This window comes from Aurantimonas sp. A2-1-M11, assembly GCF_036549475.1.
Lineage (GTDB): Bacteria > Pseudomonadota > Alphaproteobacteria > Rhizobiales > Rhizobiaceae > Aurantimonas.
The window spans coordinates 1-12,314 of sequence record NZ_JAZHLI010000043.1 but is presented as its reverse complement, the minus strand read 5'-3'; the positions used below and the strand labels follow the sequence as shown (position 1 = coordinate 12,314).

Here is a 12,314-nt window from a genome sequence, read left to right as displayed (position 1 = left end):
TCAGCCCTGTCCGTTGACGAAGGCCATGTCGGCGGCGGTGAGCGGGGTCTGGCGCAGGCTGCGCATCACCGGGAAGTTCTCGGTCTCTTCGGCGGTGCGGACGAGTTCGATGGTCACGTCGAAGCGGTCGCGAAAGGCGTCGACGATGGCATCGACGAGGATTTCCGGTGCCGAGGCCCCGGCCGAAATGGCGATCACCCCGCCCGGCGGCACGCAGTCCCAGGGCAAATCCTGCGGACCCTCCACGAGGGCGCCCTGCATCGCGCCGGACCGCTCGGCCACCTCGACGAGGCGCCGGGAATTCGACGAGTTGGGCGCGCCGACGATGAGGAACAGGTCGGCACCCGGCGCCGCCGCCTTCACCGCGTCCTGCCGGTTGGTCGTCGCGTAGCAGATCGATTCGGACGAGGGCGCCTGCATCTGCGGGAACCGCGCCTGGAGCGAGGCGACGATCCCGGCGGTGTCGTCCACCGACAGGGTCGTCTGGGTCACGAAGCCGAGTGCCGCCGGATCGGCCGGCGCGTAGGCCGCCGCGTCCGCCTCGGTCTCGATCAGCGTGACGCTGCCTTCGGGCAGCTGGCCCATCGTGCCGATCACCTCCGGATGGCCGCGATGGCCGATCAGGAGGACATGGCGGCCCAGCCGCGTGTGGCGCATGGCCTGCTTGTGGACCTTGGAGACCAGCGGGCAGGTCGCGTCGAGATACAGAAGGTCGCGCGCCTCGGCAGCGGCCGGCACCGATTTCGGCACGCCATGGGCCGAGAAGACCACCGGCTGGCCGTCGTCGGGCACCGAATCCAGTTCCTCGACGAAGACGGCGCCCTGGCTGCGCAGGCCTTCCACCACATAGCGATTGTGAACGATCTCGTGCCGCACATAGACCGGCGCGCCGTATTTCTTCAGCGCCAGCACGACGATCTGGATCGCCCGGTCGACGCCGGCGCAGAAGCCGCGCGGCTCGCACATTCGGATCGTCAGCTTCGGTTTGGTGGCTGTGGCGAACAAGGCGGGCTCCGGGCGGTTCGGCAGGTCGGACGTCGCGCCGAATGAAGGGATGCGGCGCATGGGTGTCAAGACTCGCGCCGGTTCTGGCGCAGCAATGCGGCGCGGCAGCGACGTGTCAGGCTTGCGGGCGCCTGGCCGCACGGCGGTCCCCGACGACCAGCATCCCGGTCATCACGGCAAGGGCGATGGCCAGTCCGTACCACGTGACGACGTAGGACAGATGGTTGTTCGGGATGTCGATGACGGTGGTGCCGCCCACCGGCCAGCCACCCGGCGCCGCGCCGGGCCCCGCATCGACGAAGAAAGGCAGCATCTCGATGCCGGTTCCCAGCGTCAGGCCGCCGGCCATCGCATCGAGATCGCGCCAGAAGAAGGTGTCGTTGCCCGGCTCGTTGTCGGGCACAAAGAAGCCCGGCGTCTCGCGCGGCGCATCGCGGGCCAGCCCGGTCACGGTGACCTCGCCGTCGACCTGGCCGTCGCTGCGCCGAGCCGGCTCGCGCATCTCGTAGGGCACGAAGCCGCGATTGACGAAGACCGCGGTGCCATCGCCGGTGACCAGCGGCGTGAAGACGTTCCAGCCGGGCTGGCCATCGAAGGTCGTGAGCATGAAGCGCTCGCCATCGTGGAGAAACCGCCCGGTGGCAGTCACCGGCGTGTAGTCCACGTCGCCGGTCTCCGTGAAGCGCGCCTGCAACGCAGCCAGGTCCAACGGCGCCGCGTGGATGCGCGCGTCGATCCGCTCCAGCAGCGCCTGCTTCCACTGCATCCGCTCGACTTGCCAGGTGCCGAGGCTGAACAGGATCGCGATGCCGACGAGGCATGCGCCCAGGGCGATCCAGAACTTCGTCCGCGACATGCGCTGGGGCACATGGGCCGGGCCCCCTGCCCCCGTGGACACACCGGTCTCAGACATCATCGCGCAGACGCCCCTCGGCGGCGTTGTGGCGGTATTGCATGGCGATCATCACCCCCTTGAGCGCGCGCAGCAGCGGCAGCGCCAGAATCAGCGTGAGCGGCAGCCACAGCAGGAAATGCAGCCAGAGCGGCGGATCGAAGGCCACCTCCACCCACAACGCCAGCCCCACGACGATGATGCCGACGATCAGGATGACGAACACCGCCGGGCCGTCGCCCGAATCGGCAAAGCCGTAATCCAAGTCGCAATGGGAGCAGCGCGGCGCCAGGGTCAGGAAGCCATCGAACAGCTTTCCCTTGCCGCAGCGCGGGCAGCGGCCGAGGACACCGGCCTTGACCGGGTCGGCGGAGATCTGCGGACGTCCGCCTGGGTCGCTCAAGTGCCTGCTCCGTGCGCGATGACCGGCCTACCGGGCAAACGCTGGCGTGCGCCCGTCCTGCCCATGGTCATGAAACGAAGAAGGCGGCACATCGCTGCGCCGCCTTCGAGAAGTCCTCTGCCGCGCCGGCTATCCGGCGTGGATCTGGCCGCCCCAGCTGCCCCAGATATAGATGCTGAAGAACAGGAACAGCCAGACGACGTCGACGAAGTGCCAGTACCAGGCCGCCGCCTCGAAGCCGAAATGCTTCTGCGGGGTGAACTGGCCCTTCATCGCACGCAGCAGGCAGACAATCAGGAAGATCGTGCCGACGATGACGTGGAAGCCATGGAAGCCGGTCGCCATGAAGAAGGTCGAGCCGTAGATCGAGCCACCGAAGGCGAAGGGCGCATGGGCGTATTCGTAATACTGGACGTAGGAGAAGATCAGGCCGAGCAGCACGGTCAGCGCCAGGCCCCAGATCAGGCCCTTGCGGTCGTTGTGCAGCAGCGCGTGATGCGCCCAGGTCACGGTCGTGCCCGACAGGAGCAGCGTCACGGTGTTGAACAGCGGCAGGTGCAGCGGGTCGAGAACCTCGATGCCGACCGGCGGCCATTGTCCGCCGAGCGCCTCGACACGGGACGCCTGGATCGCCTCGTTCGGGAACAGGCTGGCATCGAAGAAGGCCCAGAACCACGCCACGAAGAACATCACCTCGGAGGCGATGAACATGATCATGCCGTAGCGCAGATGCAGCGACACGACGCGGGTGTGAGCGCCCTCCTGGCCTTCCTTGATGGTGTCCGACCACCAGCCGTACATCACGTACAGGACGATCGCGAGACCCAGATAGAAGATCCACGGACCGGCGAAATCGATGCCGAACATGACGAACTGTCCGCCCGAGAAGGCGCGCATGTAGCCGACGAGACCGATCATCATGATGAAGGCCCCGGCCGAGGCGAGGAACGGCCACGGGCTCGGATCGATGATGTGATAGTCGTGCTTGGCGTGCGTATCGGCCATCGCGGGTCCCCGGTCTCGTTCTGAATGCCCTGCGGTCTGCTTAGCGAAACTCGCGCGGCAACTCCAGCATCTGGTTGGTGTTTTCGACAATCACCGCGACGAATCGCGGTGGCCTAGAGTTGATCGGTCTTCGGTGTCTCGGTCTGGCCGCCCGTCTGGGCGGTGACGGGTGCGCCCGCCTCGTCGAGCGGGAAGAAGGTATAGGACAGGGTGATCCCCGGCGCGTTCTTGAGCTCCTCGGCCTCGATCATCTCCGGATCGACGTAGAAGACGATCGGCATGTCGATCTCCTCGCCCGGCTGGAGGATCTGGTTGTCGAAGCAGAAGCAGGCGATCTTGTTGAAATAGACGCCTGCGGCGACCGGCGTGACGTTGAACGTCGCCTGGGCGCGGACCGGCTGGTCCGAGAGATTCTTGACGTGGAAGCTGGTCTGGCGCGTCTCGCCCAGCCTGACCGTGACCTCGCGGTCGTTCGGGCCGAACTTCCAGTGCAGGCCCGGCGCGACATTGCCGTCGAAGCGCACCAGCACGGTCCGGTCGCTGACCTCGCTCGGCGCCGTCTCGGCGCGCTGGGTCGTGCCGCCGTAACCGGTCACCTGGCAGAACAGTTCGTAGAGCGGAACCGACGCATAGGCGGCGCCGACCATGCCGAGCGCGAAGGCTCCGCAGGCCACCGCGATCACGACGCGGCGGCGTTCCGAGGACGGCTTGCCCGCCGCGGGGTTCGGATGGGGCTCGCTCATACGGACATCTTCGCGAGGGTGACGAAATAGAAGATCACCACCAGCGAGACCAGGACGATGCCGATGGCGATGGAGCGATTGCGCCGGGCGCGCTGCTGCGCCTCGGTGAGCCGGACCCGTTCCATGTTCATGTCAGTACCACCCTGCCGGGAGCAGCGGCCGCATGGCGGCCTCGCCGAGGAGAATCACGAAGAGCGCGAAGAGATAGACGATGGAGAAGGCAAACAGCTTCTTGGCCGGCCGCATCGTCTCGTCGCCATCCTCCATCCGCAGCGTCGCATAGGCGTGGCGGAGGAAGTTGGCGCCGAGCAGCACCGACGCGACGCCATAGACCGGCCCGGCAAAGCCGAGCAGCCACGGGGCGACACCGACCGGCACGAGGACCAGCGAATAGGCGAAGATGTGGATGCGCGTCGACCGCTCGCCCGCCACGTTGGGCAGCATCGGCACGCCCACACTGCCGTAGTCCTTCAGCTTGAACAGGGCCAGCGCCCAGAAATGCGGCGGCGTCCAGAGGAAGATGATCAGGAATAGCACGAGGCTCTCGAGCGCCACGCCACCGGTGACCGCGGCCCAGCCGATCATCGGCGGAAAGGCGCCGGCCGCACCGCCGATGACGATGTTCTGCGGCGTCGAGCGCTTCAGGCCCATCGTGTAGATCACGGCATAGAAGAAGATCGTGAAAGCGAGCAGCCCCGCCGCGAACCAGTTGGACGCCAGGCCGAGCATCGACACCGCAAGCAGCGACAGGAGAATGCCGAAGATGAGCGCGGCTTCCGGCCCGACGCGGCCGGCCGGGATCGGACGGTTCGCGGTGCGGGTCATCACGGCGTCGATATCGGCGTCGTACCACATGTTCAGGGCGCCCGATGCGCCGGCGCCGATGGCGATCGACAGGATCGAGATGATCGCCAGCGTCGGATGGATCGCGCCGGGGGCCAGCGCCATGCCAGTGATCGCCGTCAGCACCACCAGCGACATCACCCGCGGCTTCAGGAGCGCGAGAAAATCACGCGGCTCGGCCAGGCTGGTGCCGGCGTCGGTGTGGGTTGCGTCGAGAAGCGTCAAGTCGAACCTCGAACTCGTCCGGCAGGGCCCCATCCTTTCTGAACGGGGCTGCGTGCGAACTGTTGCGTCGTTCCGCGAGGTCGTCTCTGCGACGCGCCTGTGTCCGTGGCGCTTCGCGGGCGGAACCGGCTTCGCCATTGGCAAAGCCTGAAATGGTCAGGCATCCCGGATACAAGATCCGGGACGCTGTATCGGTGGCGGCGAACCGGCCAGGCCCGGGGTCTCAGCGGACCCGCGGCAGTTCTTCCCACTGGTGGTACGGCGGCGGCGACGGCAGCTGCCATTCCAGGGTGGTCGCACCCTCGCCCCAGGGATTCGGGCCGGCGATGCGCTTCTTCGAGAAGGCCTCGTAGACGCCATACAGGAAGACCAGCACGGCGATGCCCGAGAGATAGGAACCTATGGAGGACACGTAGTTCCAGCCGGCATAGGCCTCGGGATAGTCGACATAGCGGCGGGGCATGCCGGCGGCACCCAGGAAATGCTGCGGGAAGAACACGATGTTCACGCCCACGAAGGTCAGCCAGAAATGCACCTTGCCGATCGTCTCGTTGTACATGTAGCCGGACATCTTCGGGAACCAGTAGTACCAGGCCGCGAAGATCGCGAAGACGGCACCCAGCGACAGCACGTAGTGGAAGTGGGCCACCACGTAATAGGTGTCGTGCAGGACCCGGTCCATGCCGGCATTGGCCAGCTTCACGCCCGTCACGCCGCCGACGGTGAACAGGAAGATGAAGCCGATCGCCCAGAGCATCGGCGTGCGGAAGGTCAGCGAGCCGCCCCACATCGTCGCGATCCAGGAGAAGATCTTGATGCCGGTGGGCACCGCGATCACCATCGTGGCGAAGACGAAGTAGCGCTGCGTGTTGAGTGAGATGCCGGTGGTGTACATGTGGTGCGCCCACACGACGAAGCCGACGACGCCGATCGCGACCATGGCGTAGGCCATTCCGAGATAGCCGAAGATCGGCTTGCGGGAGAAGGTCGAGACGATGTGGCTGATGATGCCGAAGCCCGGCAGGATCAGGATGTACACTTCCGGGTGACCGAAGAACCAGAACAGGTGCTGGTACAGGATCGGGTCACCACCGCCGGCCGGCGCGAAGAACGTCGTGCCGAAATTGCGGTCGGTCAGAAGCATGGTGATCGCGCCGGCCAGGACCGGAAGCGACAGAAGCAGCAGGAACGCCGTCACCAGCACGGACCAGGCGAACAGCGGCATCTTGTGCAGCGTCATGCCCGGGGCGCGCATGTTGAGGATCGTGGTGATGAAGTTGATCGCACCCAGGATCGACGACGCGCCGGCGATGTGCAGCGAGAAGATCGCCAGGTCGACGGCCGGGCCGGGATGGCCCGAGGTCGACAGCGGCGGGTACAGCGTCCAGCCCGTGCCGACGCCGTTCGAGCCCGGCGCGCCCTCGACGAACATCGACAGGATCAGCAGCGGGAAGGAGAAGGCGAGCAGCCAGAACGAGATGTTGTTCAGGCGCGGGAAGGCCATGTCCGGCGCGCCGATCATGATCGGCACCATCCAGTTGGCAAAGCCGCCGATCAGCGCCGGCATGACCATGAAGAAGATCATGATCAGGCCATGGCCCGTCGTGATCACGTTGTAGAGCTGCGGATCGCCGAAGATCTGCAGACCCGGCTCCTGAAGCTCCATCCGCATGGCGATCGACAGCACGGCGCCGATGATGCCCGCGCAGATCGCGAAGATCAGGTAGAGCGTGCCGATGTCCTTGTGGTTGGTCGAATAGACCCACCGCCGCCAGCCGGCAGGCTTGTGCGTGTCATGGGCGTCGTGAGTGGCACCATATGCCATGTCGAGCTCCCTCAAACCCTGTTCTTGTTAGCGGCCGGCCACGGCGACGGAATCGCCGGACTGGATCCGCGCCGTCAGCAGTGCATTGGCGTCTTCGAGGCTCTCCGAAGCGGCGGCATACCACTCGGCGAACTGCTCCTTGGACACGACGCGCACGGCGATCGGCATGTTGTAATGGGACTGGCCGCAGAGCTCCGAGCACTGGCCGTAGAACATGCCTTCGCGCAGGGCCTCGAACCAGTATTCGTTGAGACGCCCGGGAACGGCATCGACCTTCACGCCCATGGACGGCAGCGCGAAGGAGTGGATCACGTCCGCCGAGGTGGAGATCAGGCGGATGACGGTGTCGACCGGGACGACCATCTCGTTGTCGACGGCCAGGAGGTGCGGATAGGCGTTGCGGTCCGCCTTGCCCATGGCCTCGCGGTCGTCATCGAGCAGCGGGTAGGATTCGAAGGAGACCGGCTCGGCTGCCGCTTCGGCCGATGCCTCCGTCGGCTGGTACTCGTAGCCCCAGTACCACTGGTAGCCCGTCGTCTTGACCGTCAGTTCCGGCTCACTCGGCGGATTGTACTGCGCCGTCAGGAGCTGGAAGGACGGCACCGCCAGGAACAGGAGGACGATGACCGGCGCCAGGGTCCACACGACCTCGATCGTGGTGTTGTGGCTGGTGCGCGAGGGAACGGGATTGCGGCCTGCACGGTAGCGGAAGATCACCCAGGCGAGCAGCGCGGCGACGAGGATCGTGATCGGAATGATGAAGGCCAGCGTGTAGTTGCTGAACCACTGGATCTGATACTCGATCGGAGACATCGGCTCCTGCAGCCCCATCTGCCAGTCGTACGGCTGGCCGGGAAGGACGCTCTGCTCCTGCGCAACGGCCGCCCCGGCCGCCCACAATGATGCCATCGCGGCAAAGATCGATCGTGTCACTCGCATTGTCTCCCTGCGCGCTCATGCGTCAGTCTTGGGAACCGGCGTTTCCGGGAGGAATAGCGCCCGACGCCACCCGGCGCCAGCACCGGCATCCCGCAAAATCGGAAGAATCCTCGGCTCGCCGCTTAAAACCACGAAACCCGCCGCGCCGCAACAGCTTAGAACCATCCGAGGCTTGCGGCATTTTTGCGCCCGGGTCGGCGGTTCGGGAATGAAATCAGCAGGGTGTGAAGGCTGCGTGATCGGGTTGCCGGCTACCGTGATTCGGCGACCGGCACCCTGGCCCGTCGATCGACGCTGTCCGGTAACCATTTGTTTGCTATAACGCCGGCACATTGCCAGCCAGTCTCGAACCGGATGACCCGATGATCAGAACCCTTCAGATGGCGGCCACGGCCCTTGCGCTCTGCGTCGCCGGCCTCTACCCGGCCTCCGCCCAGTCCGGCGCGACCGGCACCGTCAAGTCGCAGCATGGCGCCTGGGCGATCGTCTGCGACCAACCGGCCGGCGCCTCGGGCGACCAGTGCGCGCTCCTGCAGAATGTCGTGGCCGAGGACCGCCCGGAGATCGGCCTGTCCATCGTCGCGCTGAAGACCGCCGACCAGCAGTCGCGGATCCTGCGCGTCCTGGCACCGCTCGGCATTCTCCTGCCCAACGGTCTCGGCCTCTATGTCGATGGCAAGGATATCGGCCGCGCGCAGTTCGTGCGCTGTTTCGACGATGGCTGCTATGCCGAGGTGATCCTCGCGGACGAGCTGCTCGCGACACTGTCGGGCGGCGAGACCGCCACCTTCATCGTCTTCCAGACCCCCGAACAGGGCATCGGCATCCCCGTCGACCTCAACGGCTTCGAGGAAGGCTTCGCCGCCCTACCCTGAGACCGGTGGCAGCGTGCCGGATCGCCGGCGGCCGGCACGCGCGGCCACGGTCTTGCGGCCCTCCCTGTTGGCAGGCGGCCCTCCGGCGCTTATCTGCCGGGGACTGTTCCGACCGAGGAGTCCTGCCATGTCCGCGTCGCTGATCGAGCGCTTCGACATCTCACCCGCCGAGATCGACGCGATTCTCGGGGAAACCCTGTCCGGCGCCGACGATGGCGAGCTGTTCCTCGAATACCGCGAATCGGAATCGCTGGTGTTCGACAACGGACGCCTGAAGGCCGGCAATTTCTCCACCGACCAGGGCTTCGGCCTGCGGGCGGTGTCCGGCGAGGCGGTGGGCTATGCCCATGCCGGCGATTTCTCCGACGCCGCGCTGAAGCGCGCCGCGCGGGCGGTGTCGGCGGTCAAGACCGGCCGGACCGGCACCTATGCCGAGGCACCGGCCGGCACCAACCGCAAGGTCTATGGCGACGAGAACCCGATCCCGTCCCCGGGCTTCGAGGCCAAGGTCCGGCTCCTCCAGGACATCGACGCCTATCTGCGCGGCAAGGGCGACGACGTGCGCCAGGTCTCGGTCACGCTCGGCTCGCAATGGCAGAATGTCGAGATCCTGCGCGCCGACGGACGCCTGGTGAAGGACATCCGGCCGCTGGTGCGCATCAACGTCTCCGTCGTCTGCGGCGAGGGCGACCGGCAGGAATCGGGCTCCTTCGGCGCCGGCGGGCGGACCGGCTTCGGCGAATTCTTCGTCGCCGAGAACTGGCAGGCGATCGCCGACAAGGCGATCGCCCAGGCCCGCGTCAACCTGCGCGCGGTCGCCGCGCCCGCCGGCACCTTCGACATCGTGCTGGCCTCGGGCTGGCCCGGCGTCATGCTGCACGAGGCGGTCGGCCACGGGCTGGAGGGCGACTTCAACCGCAAGAAGACCTCCGCGTTCGCCGGCCTGATGGGGCAGCAGGTGGCCGCCAAGGGAATCACCGTCGTCGACGACGGCACCGTGGCCGAGCGCCGCGGCTCCCTGACCATCGACGACGAGGGCACGCCCTCCAACCGCACCGTGCTGATCGAGGACGGCAAGCTCGTCGGCTACATGCAGGACCGGCAGAACGGGCGCCTGATGGGCACGGCCTCCACCGGCAACGGCCGGCGCCAGTCCTACGCCCATGTGCCGATGCCGCGCATGACCAACACGATGATGCTGGACGGGCCGCACACGCCCGACGAGATCCTGTCCTCGGTGAAGGACGGCATCTATGCCGTCTCCTTCGGCGGCGGGCAGGTCGACATCACCTCGGGCAAGTTCGTCTTCGGCTGCACCGAGGCCTACCGCATCCGCGACGGCAAGGTCGCCGAACCGGTCAAGGGCGCCATGCTGATCGGCAACGGCCCCGAGGCGATGCACCGGATCTCGATGGTCGGCAACGACGTCGCGCTCGATACGGGCATCGGCATGTGCGGCAAGAACGGCCAGGGCGTGCCCGTCGGCGTCGGCCAGCCGCATCTGCGCATGGACCGGGTCACGGTCGGCGGCACCGAGACCTGAGTTGCGGGCCCCGCCGCCCCTGCCCTTCCAACCAGATCGACGGCCGCCATGCAGTTCCAGTCCATCGTCATTCTCACCGGCGCCGGCATCTCGGCCGAATCCGGCGTCGACACGTTTCGCGACGTCGGCGGGATCTGGTCGAAGGTCCGGCTGGAGGACGTGGCGACGCCGGAGGGGTTTGCCCGCCATCCGGCCATGGTCCACGATTTCTACAACCAGCGGCGCGCCGGCCTGGCGGGCCTGCATCCCAACCCGGCGCATCTCGCCCTAGCGCGGCTCGAACGCGAATTCCGCGGCCGGTTCACCCTCGTCACGCAGAATATCGACGATCTGCACGAGCGCGCCGGCTCGCGCCAAGTTGTCCACATGCATGGCGAGCTGACCCGGGCGCTCTGCGCCCATTGCGGTACCCGCGCCGCGGCGCCCGCCGCCCTGTCGACCGAGCTGGCCTGCCGCCAGTGCGGCCAGGTGCAGGGCATGCGGCCGGACGTGGTCTGGTTCGGCGAAATGCCCTACCACATGGACCTGATCTACGACCGCCTCGCCGCGGCCGATCTCTTCGTGTCGATCGGCACCAGCGGGGCGGTCTATCCCGCCGCCGGCTTCGTCGAGGACGCCCGGGCCAACGGCAGCCGCACGCTGGAACTCAATCTCGAACCCTCGGCGGGCACACGCCTCTTTTCCGAAGCGCGGCACGGCCCGGCGAGCCGGCTGGTGCCCGACTTCGTCGACGAGATCCTGGCGCGGCGCTGAGCCCGCCAGGTCGCGCCGCCGCTACGGGTAGAGCCGCTCCACGGTCCAGCCGGACCCCTGCGGCGTGAAGACGGCGCGGTCGTGCAGGCGGAACTGGCCGTCGTGCCAGAACTCGATCTGGCTCGGCACCAGCCGGAAGCCCGACCAGTGCGCCGGCCGCGGCACGGGACCGTCGCCATATTCGGCGCCGAGTTCTGCGACCCTCGCCTCCAGCACCGCCCGGCTTTCCAGCGGCCGCGACTGGTCCGAGGCCCAGGCGCCGATGCGGCTGCCCTGCGGGCGTGAGGCGAAATAGGCGTCGGCCTCGGCATCGGAGAGGACCTCGATCTGGCCACGCAGCCGCACCTGCCGGCGCAGCGACTTCCAGTGGAAGCACATGGCCGCCTTGCGGCTCGCCAGAAGCTGCACCCCTTTGGCGCTCTGGAAATTCGTGTAGAAGACGAAACCGCGCTCGTCGAAATCCTTCAACAGGACCATGCGCACGTCCGGCAGCCCGGCCTCGTCCACCGTCGCCAGCGCGAGGGCGTCCGGATCGTTCGGCTCGCTTGCCTCGGCGTCCTCTAGCCAGGCCGAAAACAGTGCGATCGGATCGTCGCCGGCAGGTCTTTCACCAAGAGTTAAGGCTTCGCTAGCCATTGTCGTCATGATCCTTTGCATAGAACGTCGTCGCAGTGATTCGCGGCGCGGCGCGGTAACAGATAAGAGATCGATGGCATCGTTCCAAATTCTCCTGGCCGGTCTCGCGTCCCTTGCCCTCGGTGGTTGCGTGATCGCCGGGCCGGATTCGCCCAACATGATCGACGACACGCTGATCACCGGTTCGATCGCGCCTGCGAGCCCGCCGGCCCCGGCGGACACTTCGGCGATCCCCGACCTCGAGCGCCTGTCCGACCGGCGGACGGTGCGCAGCGCGGTCTCGGCAGCCGACATCGAGGCGGCGGCCGGGAGTTATCCCTGGGCCAATCCCCAGACCGGAACCAGCGGCGTGATCAGCGCCCTGCAGGAAGTGCGCGAGGGATCGCGCATCTGCCGCACCTTCCAGACCTCCCGGCAGCGCTTCGACGGCGTCTCCCTCTACGATGGCGAGGCCTGCACCACCGGTGCGGGCGAATGGGCGCTGGTGCGTTTCGTCGAAAAAGGTTGAGGCCGGCCTAGAGCGTCCAGTAATAAGTGTGAATCGGATGGTTCCGCTTGGAGACGTATTCTGATTCCTTGTGTGCGGGAGGATACGCACCATGGGAAGATCGGTTTCATCGGACTTGC

At 66.9% G+C, this 12,314-nt stretch carries 14 protein-coding genes; 4 read left to right on the top strand and 10 right to left on the bottom strand.

The features are described 5' to 3' along the window. From ispH to coxB, 9 genes are all read right to left on the bottom strand, one after another. The gene (gene ispH, locus VQ042_RS17335; RefSeq protein ID WP_442880112.1) at positions 1–966 is read right to left on the bottom strand and encodes a 4-hydroxy-3-methylbut-2-enyl diphosphate reductase; all 966 of its coding nucleotides are present in this window, start codon (positions 964–966) and stop codon (positions 1–3) included. Positions 967–1,120: 154 nt separating this feature from the next. Further along, positions 1,121–1,921: an SURF1 family protein gene (locus tag VQ042_RS17330; protein ID WP_331821544.1), complete on the bottom strand. Its 801-nt coding sequence runs from the start codon at positions 1,919–1,921 to the stop codon at positions 1,121–1,123. Then, the gene (locus tag VQ042_RS17325; RefSeq protein WP_331821542.1) at positions 1,911–2,300 is read right to left on the bottom strand and encodes a DUF983 domain-containing protein; all 390 of its coding nucleotides are present in this window, start codon (positions 2,298–2,300) and stop codon (positions 1,911–1,913) included. Before VQ042_RS17325 ends, VQ042_RS17330 begins: the two co-directional genes overlap by 11 nt. Before the next feature lie 129 nt (positions 2,301–2,429). Beyond that, positions 2,430–3,305, bottom strand: a complete 876-nt coding sequence (locus tag VQ042_RS17320; RefSeq protein ID WP_331821540.1) for a cytochrome c oxidase subunit 3 — start codon at positions 3,303–3,305, stop codon at positions 2,430–2,432. A 113-nt stretch (positions 3,306–3,418) separates the two neighbouring features. Further along, on the bottom strand, positions 3,419–4,048 hold the full coding sequence (locus VQ042_RS17315) for a cytochrome c oxidase assembly protein (RefSeq protein WP_331821538.1): 630 nt from the start codon (positions 4,046–4,048) through the stop codon (positions 3,419–3,421). Beyond that, positions 4,045–4,179 carry a hypothetical protein gene (locus tag VQ042_RS17310; RefSeq protein ID WP_331821599.1) on the bottom strand — a complete coding sequence of 45 codons (135 nt, stop codon included), beginning with the start codon at positions 4,177–4,179 and terminating at the stop codon, positions 4,045–4,047. Before VQ042_RS17310 ends, VQ042_RS17315 begins: the two co-directional genes overlap by 4 nt. Position 4,180: 1 nt before the next feature. Further along, positions 4,181–5,116 carry a heme o synthase gene (locus VQ042_RS17305; protein WP_331821536.1) on the bottom strand — a complete coding sequence of 312 codons (936 nt, stop codon included), beginning with the start codon at positions 5,114–5,116 and terminating at the stop codon, positions 4,181–4,183. Between the two features lie 223 nt (positions 5,117–5,339). After that, the gene (ctaD, locus tag VQ042_RS17300) at positions 5,340–6,941 is read right to left on the bottom strand and encodes a cytochrome c oxidase subunit I (RefSeq protein WP_331821534.1); all 1,602 of its coding nucleotides are present in this window, start codon (positions 6,939–6,941) and stop codon (positions 5,340–5,342) included. A gap of 27 nt (positions 6,942–6,968) precedes the next feature. Further along, the gene (gene coxB, locus VQ042_RS17295; protein ID WP_331821532.1) at positions 6,969–7,880 is read right to left on the bottom strand and encodes a cytochrome c oxidase subunit II; all 912 of its coding nucleotides are present in this window, start codon (positions 7,878–7,880) and stop codon (positions 6,969–6,971) included. A gap of 380 nt (positions 7,881–8,260) precedes the next feature. On the opposite strand from coxB, the gene VQ042_RS17290 reads away from it, so the two are divergent. From VQ042_RS17290 to VQ042_RS17280, 3 genes are all read left to right on the top strand, one after another. After that, positions 8,261–8,755, top strand: a complete 495-nt coding sequence (locus VQ042_RS17290) for an invasion associated locus B family protein (RefSeq protein ID WP_331821596.1) — start codon at positions 8,261–8,263, stop codon at positions 8,753–8,755. A 127-nt stretch (positions 8,756–8,882) separates the two neighbouring features. Next, positions 8,883–10,298 carry a metalloprotease TldD gene (gene tldD / locus VQ042_RS17285; protein ID WP_331821530.1) on the top strand — a complete coding sequence of 472 codons (1,416 nt, stop codon included), beginning with the start codon at positions 8,883–8,885 and terminating at the stop codon, positions 10,296–10,298. 48 nt (positions 10,299–10,346) lie between these two features. Beyond that, the gene (locus VQ042_RS17280) at positions 10,347–11,051 is read left to right on the top strand and encodes an NAD-dependent deacylase (RefSeq protein ID WP_331821528.1); all 705 of its coding nucleotides are present in this window, start codon (positions 10,347–10,349) and stop codon (positions 11,049–11,051) included. Positions 11,052–11,072: 21 nt separating this feature from the next. Here VQ042_RS17280 and pdxH read toward each other — a convergent pair whose 3' ends face one another. Next, complete coding sequence (pdxH, locus tag VQ042_RS17275; RefSeq protein WP_331821526.1) at positions 11,073–11,687, bottom strand: pyridoxamine 5'-phosphate oxidase; 615 nt, start codon at positions 11,685–11,687, stop codon at positions 11,073–11,075. 73 nt (positions 11,688–11,760) lie between these two features. Here pdxH and VQ042_RS17270 point away from each other — a divergent pair, with 73 nt between their 5' ends. Further along, on the top strand, positions 11,761–12,195 hold the full coding sequence (locus VQ042_RS17270; protein WP_331821524.1) for an RT0821/Lpp0805 family surface protein: 435 nt from the start codon (positions 11,761–11,763) through the stop codon (positions 12,193–12,195). Positions 12,196–12,314 lie beyond the last annotated feature (119 nt).